Origin of the sequence: Erwinia sp. Eh17-17 (assembly GCF_039675725.1) — a bacterium.
Taxonomy (GTDB): domain Bacteria; phylum Pseudomonadota; class Gammaproteobacteria; order Enterobacterales; family Enterobacteriaceae; genus Erwinia.
In genome coordinates, this window is sequence record NZ_JBDFQT010000010.1 from 23193 (window position 1) to 45229 (window position 22037).

Sequence of the window (22037 nt, forward strand, 5' to 3'; positions counted from 1 at the left end):
AAAGGAACGCATGGAAATCTTCTTCACCATTCTTATTTTGACGCTGGTTGTGTCGTTGTCGGGCGTCGCAGCACGTATCATTCCCTTTCAAATTCCTCTGCCGCTGGTCCAAATCGCCATGGGGGCGCTGCTGGCGTGGCCGACCTTTGGCCTGCACGTTGATTTTGACCCGGAGCTGTTTTTAGTCCTGTTTATCCCGCCGCTGCTGTTTGCGGACGGCTGGAAAACCCCGACCAGTGAGTTTCTGCATCACGGGCGCGAGATCCTTGGTCTGGCGCTGGTGCTGGTGCTGATCACCGTCGTCGGGATCGGCTACCTGATTTACTGGCTGGTGCCCGGCATTCCGCTGCTGTCTGCGTTTGCGCTGGCGGCGGTGCTGTCACCGACCGATGCCGTGGCGCTGTCCGGCATCGTCGGGGAAGGGCGCATCCCGAAAAAAATCATGGCGATCCTGCAGGGCGAAGCCCTGATGAATGATGCGTCGGGTCTGGTATCGTTGAAGTTCGCCGTGGCCGTGGCGATGGGGACGATGGTATTTACCGTCTCCGGTGCCTCGCTGGAGTTCCTCAAAGTCGCGGTGGGGGGGCTGCTGGCGGGTATCGCCATCTGCTGGCTGTACGGCAAGTCACTGCGCCTGTTCAGCCGCTGGAGCGGGGATGACCCGGCGACCCAGACCGTGCTGCTGCTGCTGCTGCCGTTTGCGTCTTACCTGATTGCTGAGCATATCGGCGTGTCCGGTATCCTTGCGGCGGTCGCGGCCGGCATGACTATCTCGCGCTCTGGCATTATTCGCCAGGCCCCGCTGGCGATGCGCCTGCGTGCTAACAGCGTCTGGCAGATGCTGGAATTTGTGTTTAACGGCATGGTGTTCCTGATGCTGGGCCTGCAACTGCCGGGCATTCTGGAAATCTCCGTGCGCCAGGCCGATGCCGATCCGAACGTTGAGCTGTGGGTGCTGTTTGCCTCGGTGGTACTGATCTATCTGGCGCTGATGATTGTGCGTTTCGGCTGGCTGTGGACCATGCGCTTTATCAGCCGCACCGCCTTAAAGAAGCGTCCGATGGAGTTTTCCAGCTACTCAACGCGCGAGCTGCTGATCGCTTCCTTTGCCGGGGTGCGCGGGGCGATTACGCTGGCCGGTGTCCTTTCCATTCCGCTGCTGCTGAGCAACGGCAACGACTTCCCGGCGCGCTATGAGCTGGTGTTCCTCGCCACCGGGGTGATTCTGTTCTCACTGCTGGTGGGGGTGGTGATGCTGCCGCTGCTGCTGCGCGGCGTCGAAGGGGTGGATAAAACGGTGCACCGTCGCGAGCTGCAGATGGCACGTGCCGTGATGGCTGGTACGGCGATTGAAAGCCTGTACAAAATGGAAGAGCGTCTTACCAATGATACGGAAGAGAACATTGACCCTGAGCTGATCAAAGAGGTCAGTTCACGCGTGATTGGCAATCTGCGTCGCCGTGTGGACGGTAAAGACGATCTGGAGCGGGCGCTGTTTGCGGAAAACCTGGAGCGTCGTTTCCGTCTGAGCGCGCTGCGTTCGGAGCGTGCCGAGCTGTATCACCTGCGCGCCACGCAAAAAATCAGCAATGAAACCATGCAGAAGCTCCTGCACGATCTCGACCTGCTGGAAACCCTGTTGATTGAAAAGGAAGAATAACCGCGCGCGGTTATTCTCGTAGGGGGCGACCTTTTTTTCCGGTCGCCCCGTGCAGCAGGTTTCCCCGGCGTTACGTTTCCCCCGGCGTTATATTTCCCCCGTAGGGGGCGACTTTTTTTCCGGTCGCCCCGTGCAGCAGGTTTCCCCCAGCGTTATATTTCCCCCTGCGGGTCGACCAATAAAGAAGGTCGACCCCTACGTCAGATCGGTGACAGCGAAATGCGCGGTGTTTCGCCCGGTGCGGCAGGTTTCCCCCGGCATTACATTTCCCCCGTGGGGGGGCGACCCTTTTTCCGGTCGCCCGGTGCCGCAGGTTTCCCCCGGCGTTATATTTCCCGCGTAGGGGGCGACCTTCTTTTCCGGTCGCCCCGTCCCGCAGGTTTGCACCATCGTTATATTTCCCCCGCGCCGATGACTGGCCCCGGCGGGTCGACCGAAAAAGAAGGTCGACCCCTACGTCAGATCGGTGACAGCGAGATGCGCGGTGTTTCGCCCGGCCAGAACTCGCGGCAGCAGGTTTCCCCCGGCGGGTCGACCGAAAAGAAGGTCGACCCCCACGTCAGACCGATTACAGCGAGATGCGCGGTGTTTCGCCCGGCCAGAACTCGCGGCAGCAGGTAATCCACGCCTGGGCGCTGCGCGACAGATAACTGCCTTCCCGCCAGATCAGCCCCAGCTTCCACACCAGCTCTGACTCCAGCGGCAACCACAGCAGCTGGCTCTTATCCAGCCGCTGACAGATAGGTTCCGGCAGGATGGCGATGCCCATGCCCGCCTGCACCATGGCCGCCAGAAAATCCCACTGCCCGCTGCGTACCGCAATCTGCGGCGTAAATCCACTGGCCTGAAACGCCCGCATCAACTGGCGATTAAGGGAAAACTCCTCGTTGTAGATCAAAATCGGATGCCCGGCCAGCTCACTGATCGGCATATGGCTGCGGCGCAGCCAGGCATCGGTGCGCGGCACCAGCACGCAGAGCGGATGGCTCATCAGCGCCAGCGAGTTGAGCGGCAGGTCATCGGCCACCGGCAGGGCGGTCATCGCAATATCCAGGCTACCCGACAGCACGGCCTGCTGCACGGTCAGACCGCCAAACTCCGATATTTTCAGTTCCACACCGGGATAGCGCTGACGAAAGGCCGAAATGGAACCGGCGATCTGCATACCCACCATCGGTGGAATGCCCAGCCGCAGCTCGCCGGTTTTCAGCTCGTTGATGTCGCTGATTTCGGCTTCCAGCTGCTTAAATTCCTGCAAAATAGTCAGTCCGCGCTGATAGACCGCCTGACCCGTATCCGTCAGATGCAGCTTGCGCCCCTCGCGGATCAACAGCGTACAGCCCAGCTCATCTTCCAGCTGACGCAGCATCTTGCTGATGGTCGGCTGCGTGACGTACAGCTGCTCGGCGGCACGGGTGAAGCTCTGCTGGCGAACCACTTCCACAAAATAGCGCAGGGCGCGAACATCCATAATCATTCCTGTCTGGCATAGTTTGGATAATATTAAGTCATTTTTTTCACCCTTCGTTACCGCTTTATAATCTTTCCCATAAAAACATTCACCAAAGGGGAAAACAGCATGGCATGGGCATTACGTCCACAGGGTTTGGCCTGGCGGCAGCGGGCTCAGGTTCCGCTACAGGTGGCGCTTTATGTTGGACTGTTTCTGGCATCGGAGCAGCTGGTGAACTGGCTACATCTGCCGCTCCCGGCCAATATTGTCGGCATGCTGCTGCTGCTGGCGATGATTATGCTGCGGGTGATGCCGCTCGGCTGGGTCAGGGCGGGGGCCAGCTGGCTGCTGGCGGAAATGCTGCTATTTTTTGTTCCGGCGGTGGTGGCGGTGGTCAACTACGGCGATCTGCTGCGGGTTGAGGGCTGGCGCATTCTGCTGGTGATCGGCCTCAGTACGCTGCTGGTGCTGGCCGCCACCTCGCTGGTGGTGGAGCGGGTCTACCGCTTTGAGATCTGGCTGGCGCAGCGTCAGCAGGGAAAAAAAGATGAGTGATTTTGTTCTGAGTATCGGCTGTCTGCTCGCCACGCTGATGGTCTATTTCCTGAATAAACGTCTCTATCGCCGCTGGCACCGTCTGCTGCTGATGCCGCTGGTCATGACGCCAATGGTGCTGGTGGCTTTGCTGCTGGTCGCGCATATCTCCTGGCAGGACTATATCGGAGAAAGCCGCTGGCTGCTGTGGCTGCTCGGTCCGGCCACGCTGGCCTTTGCGGTGCCGGTGTACGAAAACATGGCGATTATTCGCCGCCACTGGCTCTCTCTCAGCGCCGGGGTGATCACCGCCACGACGGTCGCCGTGTGCAGCTCGGTGTGGCTGGCGCGCCTGCTGGCCCTGCCAGAAACCATCCAGCGCAGTCTGGCGGTGCGCTCCATTACCACGCCGTTTGCGCTGGCGGCGGCGAAACAGCTGGGCGGGCAGCCGGACCTGGTGGCCCTGTTTGTGGTGATCACCGGGGTATTTGGCATGGCGGTTGGCGACCTGCTGTTTCTGCGCCTGGCCATCAGGCAGGGTCTTGCTAAAGGGGCCGGGTTCGGTGCGGCATCGCACGGGGCAGGAACCGCACGGGCCTATGAGCTGGGGCAGCAGGAGGGCGTGGTTTCCAGTTTAGTGATGATGCTGTCCGGGGTGGTGACCGTGGTGATCGCGCCCGCGATTGGACATATTATGTGGACCGTAGCCTGAGAGGCGCGCCGGGCGCTGTTTTGTAATGTTACTCAAATTCTTATTAATTGCTTTCTTTCTCATATAAATCTTAATTCTCTTGGTTTACTCTGCACCGCCGCCGCATTTCGGCGTGAGTAAAATTTAATCAGGAGAAAAAAATGAAAAGAGTGGCAATGACAACCGGCGCACTGGCGCTGCTGGCGCTGGCAGGCTCTGCTCAGGCTATCGAAGGTGGCGTGAATGTGGGCAAAGATTACACAGACGTACACGTAGGCCTGGGTACTAATACCCCTGGTTTTGCACTTTCAGGTGACTGGCTGCGCAGCGATCACGATGGCAATGTAGAAAGCCTGGGTCTGGGCTACAACGTGGCAGTCGGTGATGTGTTCCTGTCTCCAACCGTTAAAGCGATGTCAACTAACCCGAAAGACACCAAAGATGGCTACGGTGTGGCAATCGGTGGCGGCGTGAAAGTGCCGGTAACAAACATGTTCAACGTTTACGGTGAATACTTCTGGTCGCCGGATTCGTTCTCCAGCCATATCGACAACTATCAGGAAGCCTCTGCGGGCGTCAGCTTCCAGCCAGTTTCCCTGGTCGATGTGAGCGTGGGCTACAAATATATGGCACTGAACGGCAAAGATGGCCGTAAAGATAACGTCGTCGCTGATGGTCCATACGTGGGTGCTGCTGTTCATTTCTGACAGCGCGGGCGGACCAAAGGGTCCGCCCCTGTGAGGTCGTTCCAGGGGCCGACCACTTTTCTGGTCGGCCCTTTTCAATGCATCAATTAATGCCCTTTCCCTCCCTCAATCCCAATCCCGGTTTGTGAACGCACAAACTGCGCCTGGAAGCGCTGACGCTCCTCAGCACCGGACGCGGAACTATCGGTCACGGAGAACAGCCAGGTCCCGATAAATGCCGCCAGCATCGAGAACAGCGCCGGGTACTCATACGGGAACACCGCTTTTGCATTCCCCAGCACCTGTACCCAGACCGTCGGACCGAGGATCATCAGCAGCACCGCCGTCAGCAGACCCAGCCAGCCGCCAATCATCGCTCCGCGCGTGGTTAGTTTCGACCAGTACATCGACAGTAAAATAATCGGGAAGTTACAGCTGGCGGCAATCGAGAACGCCAGCCCGACCATAAAGGCGATGTTCTGTTTCTCGAACATAATCCCCAGCAGGATCGCTACGATACCCAGCAGCACCACGGTAATTTTCGACACCCGCAGTTCATCTTTCTCGCTGGCCTGACCCTTGCGGAACACGCTGGCATACAGGTCGTGAGATACCGCAGAAGCACCCGCCAGCGTCAGACCGGCAACCACCGCCAGAATGGTGGCGAAGGCCACGGCAGAGATAAAGCCGAGGAACAGGCTGCCGCCAACCGCATCGGCCAGATGCACCGCCGCCATATTATTACCGCCAATCAGCGCACCGGTGGCGTCTTTGAACGCCGGGTTGGCCCCGACCAGCAGAATGGCACCAAAACCGATAATAAAGGTCAGGAAGTAGAAGTAACCCATAAAGCCGGTCGCCCAGAACACGCTTTTACGCGCTTCGCGGGCATCGCTGACGGTGAAGAAGCGCATCAGAATATGCGGTAACCCGGCAGTACCGAACATCAGCCCCAGCCCCAGCGACAGCGCTGAAATCGGATCATGTACCAGCCCGCCTGGGCTCATAATCGCAATCCCTTTCGGGTGGACCTTCATCGCTTCGGTAAACAGCGTGTTGAAGCTGAAACCGACGGTCTTCATCACCATAATTGCCATAAAGCTGGCGCCAAACAGCAGCAGCACGGCTTTAATAATCTGTACCCAGGTGGTGGCCAGCATGCCGCCAAACAGAACGTACATCACCATCAGAATACCGACCAGCACCACCGCAACGTGATAGTCCAGGCCGAACAGCAGCTGGATCAGCTTGCCCGCGCCGACCATCTGCGCAATCAGGTACAGCGCCACAACCACCAGAGAACCGCAGGCGGAAAGGGTGCGGATTGGTTTCTGCTTCAGGCGATAGGAGGCCACATCGGCAAAGGTGTAGCGGCCGAGGTTGCGCAGACGTTCAGCAATCAGAAACAGGATGATGGGCCAGCCGACCAGGAAGCCAAGCGAGTAGATCAGCCCGTCGTAGCCGGAGGTGTACACCAGCGCGGAAATCCCCAGGAACGAGGCGGCAGACATAAAGTCCCCGGCCATCGCCAGGCCGTTCTGGAAGCCGGTAATATTACCGCCGGCCGTGTAGTAGTCGCTGCGTGAACGGGTGCGTTTTGACGCCCAGTAGGTGATCCCCAACGTAAAGGCGACGAAAATCAGGAACATGATAATCGCTTCAACGTTGGTAGGCTGGCGCTCGACGGCACCGCCGATCGCATCGGCAGCCAGCACCCCGCACGGGATCATGGCCGCAAAGGCAAATAACAGATGGCGTGATTTCATCCTTTCACCTCATTCAGCAGTTCGCGGGTCAGGCGGTCGAATTCACCGTTAGCACGCCAGACGTAAATACCGGTCAGCAGGAAGGAAACCACAATTAAGCCAACACCAATCGGAATACCGCGCGTCACGTTCGTCCCCTCATAAAGCGGCGTTCCAAGCCAGGCGGGAGCGAAAGCGATCAGCAGGATAAAGCCGACATACAGCACCAGCATAATAACGGAGAGGAGGGTGGCAAAGCTCTGGCGTTTTCTCACCAGCTCTTTAAAGCGAGCGCTCTTTTCTATTCTTTGATAAAGGACATCATTCATTGCAGCATCTCCAGAGGTATTCCCCCTGAATGTCTGAAGATGAAACTCCAGTTATTTTGGGGAAATGTGAAATATAATTTTTATAATTTCCTGGTACTGATAATTAAATGAGAAAGATGTTTTATTTAAGAGAGTGACGGGGGCACTGATGCCCCCATCAGATTATGGCATTTTAATCGACTGTTTCTCTTCGAGTAATTTCTCGACCACGCCAGGATCGGCGAGGGTGGACGTATCTCCGAGATTGCTGGTATCACCGGCGGCAATTTTGCGCAGAATGCGGCGCATAATTTTACCGGAACGGGTTTTCGGTAAGGAGTCGGTCCAGTGCAGGACGTCCGGCGTGGCAATCGGGCCAATTTCTTTACGCACCCAGTTACGCACTTCGGTGTACAGCTCCGGCGATGGATCTTCCCCGCTGTTCAGCGTGATGTAGGCATAAATCGCCTGGCCCTTCAGCCCGTGCGGAATACCGACGACCGCGGCTTCAGCGATTTTTGGATGAGAAACCAGTGCAGATTCAATTTCCGCCGTGCCGAGACGGTGACCGGAGACGTTCAGTACGTCATCGACACGTCCGGTGATCCAGTAATAGCCATCTTCATCACGGCGCGCGCCGTCACCGCTGAAGTACATATTTTTAAAGGTGGAGAAGTAGGTCTGTTCAAAGCGGTCATGATCGCCAAACAGCGTACGCGCCTGGCCAGGCCAGGAGTCAACAATCACCAGATTACCCTCGGTGGCCCCCTCCAGCGCATTGCCTTCGTTATCGACCAGCGCAGGCTGTACGCCAAAGAACGGGTTGGTGGCCGATCCGGGTTTTAACGCCGTGGCACCGGGCAGGGGAGCGATCATAAAGCCACCGGTTTCCGTCTGCCACCAGGTGTCAGAGATCGGGCATTTACCGTTGCCGATTTTCTTATGGAACCACTCCCAGGCTTCCGGGTTAATCGGCTCGCCGACGGATCCGAGAATACGCAGGGTGGAACGGTGAGTCCCTTCAATCGCTTTATCCCCTTCGGCCATCAGCGCACGCACGGCGGTCGGGGCGGTGTAGAGGATCGTGACCTTATGCTTATCAACCACTTCTGCCATGCGGCTTGGTTTTGGCCAGTTCGGCACCCCTTCAAACAGCAGGGTGGTGGCTCCGCAGGCCAGCGGGCCGTACAGCAGATAGCTGTGGCCAGTGACCCAGCCGACATCGGCGGTACACCAGTAGATATCGTCCGGGTGATAGTCAAAGACGTATTTAAAAGTGGTGGCGGCATAGACCAGGTATCCGCCGGTGGTGTGCAGGACGCCCTTCGGTTTGCCGGTCGAACCGGAGGTATAAAGGATAAACAGCGGATCTTCCGCGTTCACCTCTTCCGGCTGGTGGTGAGCGCTGGCTTTATTCACCAGCTCGTGCCACCACAGGTCGCGCTCGCTGTTCCAGCCCACGTCCTTGCCGGTACGCCTGAATACCACGACGTTGCCGACGCTGGTAACATTCGGGTTGTTCAGCGCATCGTCGACATTTTTCTTCAGCGGGATAGCACGGCCCGCGCGTATCCCCTCATCGGCGGTGATCACCAGACGGGCGTTACAGTCAATAATGCGTCCTGCCACCGCTTCAGGTGAGAATCCACCGAAGATCACCGAATGCACGGCGCCAATCCGGGCGCAGGCCAGCATCGCCACGGCGGCTTCCGGCACCATTGGCATATAGATAGCCACCACATCGCCTTTATTAATGCCCAGCTCTTTTAACGTATTGGCAAAGCGGCAGACGTCACGGTGCAGTTCACGATAGGTGATGGTTTTGCTTTCGCTGCTGTCATCGCCTTCCCAGATAATCGCCGGATGGTCGCCGCGCGTTTGCAGGTGACGGTCAAGGCAGTTGGCTGCCAGGTTGAGCGTGCCGTCCTCAAACCAGCGAATCGAGATGTTACCTGGGGCAAAAGAGGTGTTCTTTACCGTGGTGTAGGGCTTAATCCAGTCCAGGATTTTGCCTTGCTCACCCCAGAATGCTTCAGGGTCCTGCACCGACTGCTGATACATCGACTGGTACTGCTGAGCATTGATCAGGGTATTTTCCGCAATATTCGCGGGAACCGGGTACGTATGTGATTGGCTCATAGCTGGCCTCCTTGAAGATTGTTAATAATATGTCAATCAAAGGTTAAGTGAAGATATTGGTTTGGCTTTGTTTTCTTTTTGGGCGGCAGATCACGTCATAACCGAATGTGATGGATTGGGGTGTGACTCCTGCTTTAAAGATAGGAATAAATCGTAATAATCGTTGAAAAACGCATGTATTACCGCGCAAAAAAAGCGCACATAGACCATTTTGTTTCTGAGGGAAAGTGAGTTTTTTTGCATAGCTATGCTGAGGCAGGTAGAGATATTTCTAACTATTACAAAGAGTTATTTTAACACGGGTAAAGCAGCGCTTTATCCTGTGGCTGGAGGTTAAAGTAGCCACATCTCGCGTAGGGTTGCATTTCGGGGGGTGAAAATGGTACTGATTACGCGCCTGTAAAACAGGGTTCAACCATCCATTACCTGCGAATTGCCCGATCCCGGTCAGCCTCCCTTGAGTGTTATTCACTCCGCAAGCAGTACGCGGAAGCAGGTTTTGTTAAGGAAAAATACACGTTATGAAAGCCATAAAATTCAGCCTTGCCTGGCAAATTTTGATTGCGTTGGTTCTGGGGATCATCGCGGGTGCGATATTGCATAACCAGCCGGAGAATCGTGAATGGTTAGTCGCCAATGTTCTCAGTCCGGCGGGGGATATCTTTATCCACCTGATCAAAATGATTGTTGTACCTATCGTTATTTCCACCCTGATTGTCGGTATTGCCGGTGTGGGGGATGCCAAAAAACTCGGGCGTATCGGTGTTAAAACCATCGTCTATTTTGAAGTGATTACCACCATTGCCATTGTGACAGGTATTACTCTGGCGAACGTGTTTCAACCCGGCTCCGGCATTGATATGTCGACGCTGGCAACGGTGGACATCTCTAAGTATGAAGCGACAACGGCGCAGGTTCAGGGTCAGCCTCACAGCCTGGTCACTACCATCCTGTCATTGATCCCGCAGAATATTTTTGCGGCAATTGCCAAAGGTGACATGCTGCCGATTATCTTCTTCTCGGTGCTGTTTGGCCTCGGCCTCTCCTCTCTGCCGTCGGAACACCGCGATCCGCTGGTGAAGGTGTTCCGCTCAACGTCGGAAGCGATGTTCAAAGTCACTAACATGATCATGCGCTATGCGCCGATCGGGGTGTTTGCACTGATCTCCGTGACCGTGGCGAACTTCGGCTTCGCCTCGCTGTGGCCGCTGGCCAAGCTGGTGGTGCTGGTGTATGCCGCCATCGCCTTCTTTGCCCTGGTGGTGCTGGGCGGCGTGGCACGCTTCTGTAAGCTGCGTATTACGACGCTTATCCGCATCCTCAAGGATGAACTGATCCTCTCTTACTCCACTGCCAGCTCCGAAACCGTGCTGCCGCGGATTATGGAGAAGATGGAAGCCTACGGCGCACCGAAGGCGATCACCAGCTTTGTGGTACCGACCGGTTACTCGTTTAACCTTGATGGTTCGACGCTGTACCAGAGTATTGCTGCGATCTTTATCGCTCAGCTGTACGGTATTGACCTGTCGCTGGGCCAGGAGATCGTGCTGGTACTGACGCTGATGGTGACCTCGAAAGGCATTGCCGGGGTGCCGGGCGTCTCCTTCGTGGTGCTGCTGGCGACGCTGGGCAGCGTTGGCATCCCGCTGGAAGGTCTGGCCTTTATTGCCGGCGTTGACCGCATCCTCGACATGGCGCGTACCGCGCTGAACGTGGTCGGCAATGCACTGGCGGTGCTGGTGATTGCCAAATGGGAAGACCAGTTCGACGCTAAACAGGCTCTCGCCTATGAGGCAGAGTTAAAAGCACAGCCTGCGGGCAGATAAGTCCTCTGGGCTGGTGAGCGATCGCCAGCCCATTCCCCCGTCATTCTCCCCCGTCAAAGTCTGTCTCCTGCCTCACAGATTAATAAAAATTTGCTGCGTATTGGATTGTTTTGAATGTTACCTGCTTTGCAGCCCCGATCACGGAATTCGCAAAAGCCCGGCTAAAGATCCGCTATTTCGCGCCGAAAATATAAAAAAACGTTACTAATTTTTCCTGGTCCAACTCCCGTTGATCCATTAAAGGATTTAACTCATGCGCAATAATTTGCCCGTTACACAGCAAGAGTATGTGTTTGGCGATGACGCCACACTGATGTCTACTACCGATACCAACAGCTATATCACCTATGCCAACGATGCCTTTATGGAGGTCAGCGGCTTCACGCCGGAGGAGATTAGCGGCCAGCCTCATAATATGGTGCGCCATCCGGATATGCCGCCGGAAGCCTTTGCCGACATGTGGGCCACGCTGAAAAAAGGCGAGCCCTGGACGGCGCTGGTGAAAAACCGCCGTAAAGACGGTGACCACTACTGGGTGCGCGCTAACGCCATCCCGGTTGTGCGTAATGGCAACGTACAGGGCTATATGTCGGTACGCACCAAACCGAGCCAGCAGGAGGTCCGCGCTACCGAACGGCTGTATCAGGATTTCCGCAGCGGTAAGGCCAAGGGCAAGCGTTTTCATAAAGGGTTGATTGTACGTACCGGGCTGATGAGCTGGCGTTCCCTGTTCAAAACCCTGCCGCTGCGCTGGCGCATTCGCAGCGCGCTGCTGGCGCTGTTACCGCTGGCCACGCTGGGTGTCTGGGCGCTGGGGCTGAGCCACGGCGCACTGGGCATGTTTGCTGCGGGTATGGCGCTGCTGCTGCTGCTGGCCTCGGCCTGGCTGGAGATGCAGATCTCCCGGCCGATCGAACGGGTCTGCCAGCAGGCGCTGCGCGTGGCGACCGGGGCCGATCATAAAGTCGAGCAGATGGACCGGGTAGATGAGGTCGGCACCACGCTGCGGGCGATTGGTCAGCTGGGGCTGATGTTCCGCTGGCTGGTGGATGATGTCAGCGGTCAGGCGATTAATGTGCTCAGCGCCAGTGATGCGATTGCGCAGAGCAACAGCGAGCTGAGCCGTCGTACCGAACAGGCTGCGGCGAACGTCCAGCAAACCGCTGCGACCATGAATGAAATGACGGCCACGGTGAAGAGCAATACGGAAACTGCTGCCGAGGTGAAAAGCCTGTCGGTCAGCACCAGCAGTGCTGCGCTGCAGGGCGGCGAGGCGATGACCGATATGGTCAAGATGATGGCAGAAATTACCGAAAGTTCGAAGCAAATAGCCAATATTACCAGCGTTATCGACGGGATTGCCTTCCAGACCAACATCCTGGCGCTGAATGCTGCGGTGGAAGCGGCCCGCGCCGGTGAGCAGGGTAAAGGTTTTGCCGTGGTCGCCGGTGAAGTGCGCAGCCTGGCGCAGCGCAGCGCCAAAGCGGCCAGCGAAATCAAAGCACTGGTGGAAAGCAGCGCCGACAAAGTGAAATCCGGTACGTTGCATGTTAATGACGCAGGCAAAACGATGGAGGGCATTGTTTCCCAGGTGCAGAACGTGACCTCGCTGATTGCCCAGATCAGTGCGGCGACTGCCGAACAGGCAACGGCCCTCGGTGAGGTCAGCCTGGCGGTAGAGGATCTGGACAATATAACCCACCAGAACGCCGCGAAGGTGGAAGAGGGCGCGCAGGCGTCCGGGCGCATGACGCGCCAGGCCACGCGGCTGGTTGAAGCGATCAGCGTATTCCGCTAACCGCGGGAAACTGCAGGCTGACCGAAAAAAAAGGTCAGCCACTACAGGACAGAGGTGCATTGCAGGGATGCCCGTGCCGGATATTTGCACCGTCCATATGTAGGGGGCGACCTTTTTTCCGGTCGCCCCGTGCCGGATGTTTGCACCATCGATATGTAGGGGGCGACCTTTTTTTCCGGTCGCCCCGTGCCGGATATTTGCTATGCTGGTTCTCCGTCAATCCACGAGAATCCCATGTCAGCCATTCTCGATTTCTCCTTTGCTCATCGCCCGCTGGTCCCCTATGCGCATGACTATCATCACGGCGACGTCGAACCCCTGCATCATCACAACTGCGCACAGCTGGTCCATACGCTGACCGGGGTGGTGCGGGTTGAAACGCCGCTGGGACACTGGATTGTGCCACCGGGGCGCGGCGTCTGGCTGCCTGCCGGGATGAAACATGCCCTGCAGATGACCGGAGAGGTGGCGGCGCGCACGCTGTTTGTCGATCCGCTGGCGCGCGCCGATCTGCCTGCCAGTTGCCAGGTGGTGCAGATATCCCCGCTGCTGCGCGAACTGATCGTTACTGCCCTTGACCTGCCGGAAGCCTATGCGCCTGCCAGCCGCGCCGAGCGGATTTATGAGCTGATCCTCGATGAAATCCGCGTAATGGCCGAACTTCCCTTCAGCCTGCCAGAACCGCAAAGCGAGGCGCTGCTGGGGCTCTGCCAGGCGCTGCGCGCGGCGCCGGGTGAGAGCTGGACGCTGGAAAACAGCGCCCGGCGCATCAACGTCAGCAGCCGCACGCTGGCGCGGCGTTTTTATCAGGAAACCGGATTGCAGTTCAGCGACTGGGTGCGGCGCGCCCGGCTGATGGAAGCCCTGACGCGCCTTGCCCGCGGGGAGTCGGTGCTGACGGTCTCGCTGGAGCTGGGCTATGAAAGCCAGAGTGCCTTCAGCGCCATGTTCCGCCGTATTCTCGGCGTTGCGCCCAGCGACTATTTCCCGCCCGGCTGAGCCTGGGCAACGGCATTCAGCAGCGCCTGCAACGAGGCGCGTGACACATCGCTGTCGATGCCCACGCCCCAGGCGCTGTGGTTGCCGGGAAAAATACAGCGCAGATAGGTGACGGAGCGGCTGTCGCTGCGCTGGCCGAGCGTGTGTTCGTGATAGTCCTGAATGGTAAACGACACGTCCAGTGTCTGACGCAGCGCATCCGCCGCTGCCGACAGCAGGCCGTTCCCCCGTCCGCTGATGCTGTGGTGCTGCTCCCCCTGGCGGATACCCGCATCAAAGCGTAACTGGCCCTGGCTGTCACTCTCGCTGCGGTACTCGCCCAGCTGTAACTGAGGCGCTTCAATGCCGTAAACCCGGCGGAACAGCTGCCAGATAGCCGCCTGCGTCATCTCCCGGTTTTCGCGATCGGCCACCTGCTGCACCTGCTGACTGAAGTCCTGCTGCAGCGTGCGCGGCAGGCTCAGGCCGTGATTTTGCTCGATCATCCACGCCGCACCGCTCTTCCCGGACTGGCTGTTCACGCGGATGACCGCTTCATAACTACAGCCGATATCCGCCGGGTCGAGCGGCAAATAGGGCACTTCCCAGCGGCTGTCTTCCTGCTGCTGACGTGCGGCAAAGCCTTTTTTAATCGCATCCTGATGGGAACCGGAGAACGCGGTAAACACCAGCTCTCCGGCGTAAGGATGGCGCGGATGCACCGGCAGCTGGTTGCACTGCACTACCACATCCACCACCTGCTTCATCTGGCTGAAGTTGAGCCGGGGATCAATCCCCTGGGTGTAAAAGTTAAGCGCCATGGTCACCAGATCGACGTTACCGGTGCGTTCACCGTTGCCAAACAGGCAGCCTTCCACGCGGTCTGCCCCGGCCAGCAGCGCCAGTTCGGCAGCGGCAATTCCGGTGCCGCGATCGTTGTGCGGATGTACGCTGATACACACCTGCGCGCGCTGTGAGAAGCGGCGGCAGAAGTATTCAATCTGATCGGCATAGACGTTCGGCGTACTGACCTCAACGGTGGCCGGCAGGTTGATAATCATCGGTCGGGCAGCGCAGGGCTGCCAGACGGCTGCCACCGCTTCACAGATCTCCAGTGCAAAATCGGCTTCGGTAAAGCAGAAGGTTTCCGGTGAATATTCGAAGGTCCAGCGAGTTTGCGGCTGCTCTTCGCAGCGCTGGCGGATCAGCCGGGTGGCGTTGACCGCCAGTTCGATAATCTGCTCTCTGCTCTGGCGGAACACCAGGCGACGAAACACCGGCGCGGTGGCGTTATACAGATGCACGCAGGCGCTGTGTGCGCCTTCCAGCGCGACAAACGTGCGGTCAATCAGGTCGCTGCGCGCCTGAGTCAGTACCTGAATGGTGACGTCATCGGGGATCATGCGCTCTTCAATCAGCTCGCGCACAAAATTAAAATCGGTCTGTGAAGCCGAGGGGAACGCCACTTCAATCTCTTTAAATCCACACTGCAACAGCAGCTGCCAGAACTGTTTCTTACGCGCGGCATCCATCGGTTCCGCCAGCGACTGGTTGCCGTCACGCAGATCGGTAGAGAGCCAGCGCGGTGCCTGGCTTAGCGTGCGGCCGGGCCACTGGCGGTCGGTTAACTGCACGGGCGGGAAAGGATGATATTTGTCGGCAGGTTGTTGCAGCATGGTCAGGCTCCTTGTGAGGTGAGCCGTTATTCTGACGGGTGCCCGTGCCCCTGGCTGGCGCAAAACTGACAACCTGAGGTGAAAAAGTGACAGCAGAAGATGAAAAAAAAGGAGCAGAATGGAAGTTCTGCTCCTTTTACCGCCCTGGTGTTGGCGTTGGTCTTACGTACTGCACGGGTAGCAGAGAACGCTAAAAAAAGGAAAAAAAGCGTCTCTTGCTAAGCACCGTTTGATTGTGTAAAAGCAAGTGGCTGTTCTATTTTTACGGCTTTATCAGCCACAGGTAATCATAAAGTTACCTTTTTACTTTTACAATTAAATTAATAGCAAATTGTGATTGATACTGCAATTTCATTTAGCATTTTTTGGAACGGTTAATATGTATTTAAATATTACATTGATAAATAATACTTAAATTTCATTGTCTTATAATTTTTTCTGGCTGTAATTAGTTGAACGTGTAATCCGATAGTCAATATTTTACCTGAACCTGTAAATAGAGATGCAGTAACAATGTTGCTCTGTTAAGGTTTTATTAATATGCGAAAGGGTAACAATTATTCACCTATGGATGAGGAGTTGTCATGAGTCAGTTCTTTATGAATCAGAAGCAGAATGTGGTGAACGAGGCGATCGAGGGGATCCTGCTCAGCTCTCCTCACGCGAATCTTTCCCGCCTTGCGCTGGGGCCGCAGATGCGCGTCATCGTGCGTAACGACTGGGATAAATCACGCGTTGCGCTGATCTCCGGTGGGGGATCGGGCCATGAACCTGCGCACATTGGCTTTGTCGGTAAAGGCATGCTGACGGCGGCCGTGTGCGGCGATATCTTCGCCTCGCCCAGCGTGGATGCCGTCCTGCATGCGATTATTAATGTCACCGGAGAGGCGGGCTGCCTGCTGATCGTCAAAAACTACACCGGTGACCGCCTGAACTTCGGTCTGGCGGCGGAAAAAGCCAAACAGCTCGGCTACCGGGTCGCGATGGTGATGGTGCGTGACGACATTGCGCTGCCGGACAATCCACAGCCGCGCGGCATTGCGGGGACGGCGATGGTGCATAAAGTGGCAGGCTATGCTGCCGAACAGGGGCAGTCGCTGGAGCAGGTGACCGCTCTGGCGCAGCGGGCCGGTGAGGCGACCGCCTCCATCGGGCTGGCGTTTACGACCTGCCACGTCCCTGGCGAAGCGCGAGACGATCGCCGTGTACCGCAGGGAGGCAGCGAACTCGGCATGGGGATCCACGGGGAACCGGGGGCTTCAACGCTGAATACACAGAACAGCCGCGAGATTGTGACAGCGCTGGTGCAGCGGCTCTGTGCGAAAAGTACAGGCCGTTCGCTGGCGCTGATGGTCAATAATCTGGGCGGATTTTCAGCGCTGGAGATGGCGCTTCTGACGCGGGAAACCCTGCATTCGGCGCTGGGCAAACAGGTGAAGTTACTGATTGGCCCGGCAACGCTGGTCAGCGCGCTGGATATGAAAGGTTTCTCGCTGTCGATAATGCAGCTCGATGATGAACTTGAAACTGCGCTGCTGGCCCCGGTGGAAACCAGCGGCTGGGCGAACGCCATCCCGCCGGTAGCGGTCACCGAGGTTGAGGCGAAACGCGCGGCGCAGCAGCAGACCTTTACGCCTTCCGCTAACCCGACGGTGGCGGCGACGCTTAAAACGCTGTGTCAGACGCTGATGGACCTGGAGAGCGAACTGAACCAGCTGGATGCCAAAGTGGGCGATGGCGATACCGGCTCCACCTTTGCAGCCGGTGCGCGCAGCGTGCTGGAGGCCAGCGAAGCGCAGCAGCTGCCGCTCAACCAGCCGGATGCGCTGCTGACGGTGGTGGGGGAGAAGCTGGCGACCGTAATGGGCGGCTCCAGCGGCGTGCTGATGTCGATTATGTTTACCGCTGCCGGACAGCAGCTGACTCAGGGGGCATCGCTGGCACAGGCGCTGAGCACAGGCCTGGAGCGTATGCAGCATTACGGTGGGGCACAGGTCGGGGATCGCACGATGATTGATGCGCTGCATCCTGCCTTTGCCGCGTTGCTGAACGGTGAAGATCTGGCCGCGGTAGCCGCGGCGGCCAGACAGGGGGCCGAAAGCACCTGCACCATGCGCAGCGCACGTGCCGGGCGCTCCTCTTATCTTAATCAGGAGAGCCTGGACGGGGTGAAAGATCCGGGTGCCTGTGCGGTAGAGAAGGTGTTCGCCGCGCTGGCGGCTGGCCACCGGGCGTAAAGGCGGGAAACGCGTCTGGATGACGACCGGTGGAAATCAGGGGCGACCGGAAAAAAAGGTCGCCCCCTACGTATCTGTGTACCGGCACGGGGCAACCGGAAAAAAAGGTCGCCCCCTGCGTATCTGCGTATCGTCATGGGGCGACCGGAAAAAAAGGTCGCCCCCTACGTATCTGCGTACCGGCACGGGGCGACCGGAAAAAAAGGTCGCCCCCTACGTATCTGCGTATCGTCATGGGGCGACCGGAAAAAAAGGTCGGCCCCTACGTATCTGCGTACCGGCACGGGGCGACCGGAAAAAAAGGCCGGCCCCTACGTATCTGCGTACCGTCACGGGGCGACCGGAAAAAAAGGTCGCCCCCTACGTATTTGCGTATCGTCATGGGGCGACCGGAAAAAAAGGTCGCCACCTACGTATCTGCGTATCGTCATGGGGCGACCGGAAAAAAAGGTCGGCCCCTACGTATCTGCATTTCCCCGTAGGGGCTGACCTTCTTTTTTGGTCAGCCCGCAACATCCAGCGCCTGCTCGAAGCTGCGCAGACGTTTGTAGATCGACATCAGTTCAACCAGCGTGGTCCAGGAATTAATCAGATACTGGAACGCGCCGCGCACCTGGTCAAAGACGTTGGTGATCTGCGTCAGCAGACCGAGGGTGATAGCCCCGGTAACAATCGACGGAAACAGCACAAAGATACTAAAGACGGCATCCAGCTGCAGGTAGAAAATACGCGCAATATTAAAATAGAGATAGTGAAAATAGAGGCGGAAATAGTTCTTACGCACGTTGAAGAACAGCTCACGCACCTGCGGCGGGCTGGCACGCTGAGCATCATCTTCACCGTAGACCAGCTCTTTACGGTAGGCGGCTTCCACCCGCTGATTACGAAACGACAGCCCCGGCAGTTTAATCCCCACCACCGCCAGCATCCCGGTACCCAGCAGTGACCACACGACGGCGGCAATTACCAGCGCATAGGGAACGCTGCCCAGAATTGGCACGGTTTTCACATGTGCTGACAGCACCACCAGCACGGGCAAAAAGGCGATCAGTGTCATCACGGCGGCAATCAGCCGGACGCCCATATCCTCCAGCGTGGAGGCAAAGCGCATGGTGTCTTCCTGCACGCGCTGCGCGGCCCCCTCAATATGGCGCAGACGCTGCCAGTGCGCCATATAGTAGTTGTTCATCGCCGTGCGCCAGCGGAACACATAGTGACTGATAAAAAACAGATTCAGCACGTCAATCACCACAGCAATCATCGCAATGCTGAGGAAGCCGTAAATCTGGTGATAAAACGATGAGATCTGAATCGTATTGGGATGCGTCATCGCCTTTTGTATCAGGTCGTAGAACGGTTCATACCAGCTGTTGATCGCCACGCCCACCTGCACGGAAAACCAGGTGACAAAGATGATCAGCGCACTGCCCAGTATCGACCAGCGCTGCCACGGATGCGGGCTGAAGACAAACCAGAAGCCGGCAAACAACAGCGTTGCCAGCAGATAATAGCTGTAAAAGCCCAGCTCACCGGGAGAGATAAACCGCAGAGCATTGTTCGGCAACGCGCCGGGAGAGAACCAGGAAAAATGGACTATCAGCTGAGCTAATTTACTGTTGGCATAGCCAAACCAGAACATTACCGCCAGCAGGCTCCAGACCACCACGCTGGTGAAAAACAGCCCCGGCCTGGGGAAAAAAGATTTAAACATACGTACTCCACAGTCAATGTTCGCTGTTTATACCGCGATTAGCTGTGAGTAATCTCATTACGGTTGTATCTATTAATGTCCGTCACCGTTAACCACGCTTTCCTGTGGTTATTTATGCCGTTAATTGGGGGGTAACCTTTATTTTATGGAAGCGAAAGGGAGAAATTTCCTTTAATGCCACCCTGCATCGCGTTTACGGTTAAAAATTTATCCTGATTGTTTTTTGATCAAAGACTGTAAGGATCAATGAACTGCTGTGAATAGATTGAAATTGCTTGAATTGACTGATGTTTTCGGTTTATACCCGTGTGGTTTAAGCACACAGAAAGACAGGAATCCTGCTGCCTCCGGGGCAGCGGGAGCGGGTTATATTGCGCCAGCTAACGGCGTATTGCAGCGCTGACAGTATTTCCCATTACGGGGAAAGTCACCGCCAGCGTTCAGGCGAAATAATAATGAATGAAAACTCTGATGTTATGTACCGACTGCTGGTACAGAGCGTGGTCGATTATGCGATCTATATGCTGACGCCTGACGGAACCGTCGCTAACTGGAACCCAGGGGCACAGCGCGCCAAGGGCTATTTGCCTGCGGAGATCGTCGGGAAGAATTTTAGCTGTTTCTACAGTGAAGAAGATCGTCACAAAGGCGTACCGCAGCGCGGTTTACAGATCGCCTGCGACACCGGCCGCTATGAGACCAAAGGCTGGCGCTATCGTAAAGACGGCAGCGCCTTCTGGGCGCACGTGATGATCGACGCGATCCGCAATGACGATGGTCAGCTGATCGGCTACGCCAAAATCACCCGCGACTGCACCGAAGTGCGCGAGTACGAACAGCAGATCCTGCGTGCCAAAGATCTGGCCGAACAGAACAGTGAACAAACGGCGTCACTGTCGACATTCCTCGACACCATCATTGCCAATATCCCTTCCTGCGTGATCGTTGAAGATGTGGTGTCGCGTGAGATCCTGCTGATCAACAGTAAGGCGGAAAAGCTGCTGGGCGGTACGCAGCGTGATTTTATCGGCAAACGTGCGCCAGAGTGCATGACGGCGGCGATGGGCGAATATTTTATGCAGCTATCGGACGCCGCGCAGCGTAAAGAGGGGATGCAGCGTAACGAACGGCTGCTGGCCACGCCGTGCGGCGAGCGGATCATCAGTGCCAGTGCGTCGATCATTCGCGGCAATGATGAACATCATAACTACGTGCTGCTGATTGCCGATGACGTCACCGACCAACGGGCAGCAGATGCTCAGATTCATCATATGGCGCATCACGATAATCTGACCAGCCTGCCCAACCGCGTACTGTTCAGCCAGCGTCTGACCCAGGCGCTGCGTGAAGACCGTGATGCACGGCGCAAGACGGCGACGCTGGGTCTCGACCTGGATAATTTTAAAAATGTTAACGATGCGCTCGGCCATCAGGTCGGAGACGAGCTGCTGCGATCGGTGGCGGTTCGCCTGCGCGCGGTGCTGCGTGACCAGGATACGCTGGCCCGCAGCGGCGGCGATGAGTTCTCGATCGTGCTGCCGGGGCTGACGCACCAGCAGGAAGCGGAAGCGGTCGCCAGCCGCCTGATCGAAACCATTCGCCCCCCGTTCAGCGTGGATGGGCACAATTTGTCCGTGGGTCTGAGCGTGGGGATTGCCATCGCTGACAGCGGCATGACCACGCCGGACGAGCTGCTGCGCTGTGCGGATATGGCACTGTACGAAGCCAAGCGTAACGGACGTAACCGCTATGAACACTTCACCCCGGCAATGAGCGATATGGCGCAGAAGCGCCGCGTAATTGAAAACGACCTGCGCGAGGCGATCACCAGCCGCCAGCTGAAGCTCTATTATCAGCCGATCACCGACCATCAACACCGGGAGGTCATCGGCTATGAAGCGCTGATGCGCTGGCAGCACCCGCAGAAAGGGTTAATCATGCCGCTGGACTTTATCCCCATCGCAGAAGAGACCGGACTGATCCACAGCCTGGGCGCCTATGCACTGCACGAGGCCTGCCGTGAAGCGGCCACCTGGCCGGGCGACCAGAGCGTGGCGGTGAACCTGTCGCCTTTACAGTTTAAAAACAGCGCCCTGGTGTCGGTGGTAGAAGCGGCCCTGAAGGACTCCGGCCTGGCACCGCATCGCCTGGAAGTGGAAATCACCGAGTCCGTGCTGCTGGATGATTCGCTGGTGAATATCCATATCCTGCAGAAGCTCAAGGCGCTCGGCGTGCGCATCGCGCTGGATGACTTCGGCACCGGCTATTCGTCGCTCAGCTATCTGCGCTCTTTCCCGTTCGACAAGATCAAGATCGACAAATCGTTTATTAACGATATGCACGACAGCCGTGAAGCGCTGGCGATCATCCGCGCGATCACCGGTATGAGCCGCAGCCTGGACATTCAGATCACCGCCGAAGGGGTGGAAAGCAACGAGCAGTTTGAACGTCTGAAAGCCGAAGGATGCACGCTGTTCCAGGGCTACTATTTCGGTCGCCCGCAGCCGTCAGAAAGTCGTTTACAGACGTTTTAATCTCTCCGGGCCGGACAGGTCCCGAACGGGCGAGGTACGCCTCGCCCACCGTGGCCACGTA

15 protein-coding genes are annotated in these 22037 nt (G+C 57.2%); 9 read left to right on the forward strand and 6 right to left on the reverse strand.

Annotated features, from left to right (window positions below):
- The first annotated feature begins 10 nt into the window (after window positions 1-10).
- On the forward strand, window positions 11-1660 hold the full coding sequence (locus tag ABEH87_RS19255) for a Na+/H+ antiporter (protein ID WP_346578719.1): 1650 nt from the start codon (window positions 11-13) through the stop codon (window positions 1658-1660).
- 568 nt (window positions 1661-2228) lie between these two features.
- Here the strand turns inward: ABEH87_RS19255 and ABEH87_RS19260 are convergent.
- Window positions 2229-3131 carry a LysR family transcriptional regulator gene (locus ABEH87_RS19260; RefSeq protein ID WP_346578721.1) on the reverse strand — a complete coding sequence of 301 codons (903 nt, stop codon included), beginning with the start codon at window positions 3129-3131 and terminating at the stop codon, window positions 2229-2231.
- Window positions 3132-3239: 108 nt separating this feature from the next.
- On the opposite strand from ABEH87_RS19260, the gene ABEH87_RS19265 reads away from it, so the two are divergent.
- From ABEH87_RS19265 to ABEH87_RS19275, 3 genes are all read left to right on the forward strand, one after another.
- A complete protein-coding gene (locus tag ABEH87_RS19265; RefSeq protein WP_346578722.1) occupies window positions 3240-3668 on the forward strand; it encodes a CidA/LrgA family protein in 429 nt (142 codons plus the stop codon).
- A complete protein-coding gene (locus tag ABEH87_RS19270) occupies window positions 3661-4359 on the forward strand; it encodes an LrgB family protein (protein ID WP_346578724.1) in 699 nt (232 codons plus the stop codon). Before ABEH87_RS19265 ends, ABEH87_RS19270 begins: the two co-directional genes overlap by 8 nt.
- Window positions 4360-4499: 140 nt before the next feature.
- Window positions 4500-5045 (forward strand): YfaZ family outer membrane protein, encoded by a 546-nt coding sequence (locus ABEH87_RS19275; protein ID WP_346578726.1) that lies wholly within the window; start codon window positions 4500-4502, stop codon window positions 5043-5045.
- Window positions 5046-5131: 86 nt separating this feature from the next.
- Here the strand turns inward: ABEH87_RS19275 and ABEH87_RS19280 are convergent, their stop codons facing one another.
- From ABEH87_RS19280 to acs, 3 genes are all read right to left on the reverse strand, one after another.
- On the reverse strand, window positions 5132-6790 hold the full coding sequence (locus ABEH87_RS19280; protein ID WP_346578728.1) for a cation acetate symporter: 1659 nt from the start codon (window positions 6788-6790) through the stop codon (window positions 5132-5134).
- Window positions 6787-7098, reverse strand: a complete 312-nt coding sequence (locus ABEH87_RS19285; protein ID WP_346578730.1) for a DUF485 domain-containing protein — start codon at window positions 7096-7098, stop codon at window positions 6787-6789. The genes ABEH87_RS19280 and ABEH87_RS19285 overlap by 4 nt, the downstream gene beginning before the upstream one ends.
- A gap of 162 nt (window positions 7099-7260) precedes the next feature.
- Window positions 7261-9216 (reverse strand): acetate--CoA ligase, encoded by a 1956-nt coding sequence (gene acs / locus ABEH87_RS19290; RefSeq protein WP_346578732.1) that lies wholly within the window; start codon window positions 9214-9216, stop codon window positions 7261-7263.
- A 521-nt stretch (window positions 9217-9737) separates the two neighbouring features.
- Between acs and gltP the strand changes: the two genes are divergently transcribed.
- From gltP to ABEH87_RS19305, 3 genes are all read left to right on the forward strand, one after another.
- Window positions 9738-11042, forward strand: coding sequence for a glutamate/aspartate:proton symporter GltP (gltP, locus tag ABEH87_RS19295; RefSeq protein WP_346578734.1), 1305 nt, complete (start codon window positions 9738-9740; stop codon window positions 11040-11042).
- Window positions 11043-11295: 253 nt separating this feature from the next.
- A complete protein-coding gene (locus tag ABEH87_RS19300; protein WP_346578735.1) occupies window positions 11296-12840 on the forward strand; it encodes a methyl-accepting chemotaxis protein in 1545 nt (514 codons plus the stop codon).
- A 234-nt stretch (window positions 12841-13074) separates the two neighbouring features.
- Window positions 13075-13839, forward strand: a complete 765-nt coding sequence (locus tag ABEH87_RS19305) for a helix-turn-helix transcriptional regulator (protein ID WP_346578737.1) — start codon at window positions 13075-13077, stop codon at window positions 13837-13839.
- On the opposite strand, the gene leuA is transcribed toward ABEH87_RS19305, so the two are convergent.
- On the reverse strand, window positions 13821-15494 hold the full coding sequence (gene leuA, locus ABEH87_RS19310) for a 2-isopropylmalate synthase (protein WP_346578739.1): 1674 nt from the start codon (window positions 15492-15494) through the stop codon (window positions 13821-13823). The genes ABEH87_RS19305 and leuA overlap by 19 nt on opposite strands.
- Window positions 15495-16078: 584 nt before the next feature.
- Here leuA and ABEH87_RS19315 point away from each other — a divergent pair.
- On the forward strand, window positions 16079-17731 hold the full coding sequence (locus ABEH87_RS19315; protein ID WP_346578740.1) for a dihydroxyacetone kinase subunit DhaK: 1653 nt from the start codon (window positions 16079-16081) through the stop codon (window positions 17729-17731).
- 502 nt (window positions 17732-18233) lie between these two features.
- Here ABEH87_RS19315 and sbmA read toward each other — a convergent pair.
- Window positions 18234-19442 carry a peptide antibiotic transporter SbmA gene (gene sbmA / locus ABEH87_RS19320; protein WP_346578742.1) on the reverse strand — a complete coding sequence of 403 codons (1209 nt, stop codon included), beginning with the start codon at window positions 19440-19442 and terminating at the stop codon, window positions 18234-18236.
- Window positions 19443-19897: 455 nt separating this feature from the next.
- On the opposite strand from sbmA, the gene ABEH87_RS19325 reads away from it, so the two are divergent.
- Complete coding sequence (locus tag ABEH87_RS19325; protein WP_346578743.1) at window positions 19898-21976, forward strand: EAL domain-containing protein; 2079 nt, start codon at window positions 19898-19900, stop codon at window positions 21974-21976.
- Window positions 21977-22037: the final 61 nt, after the last annotated feature.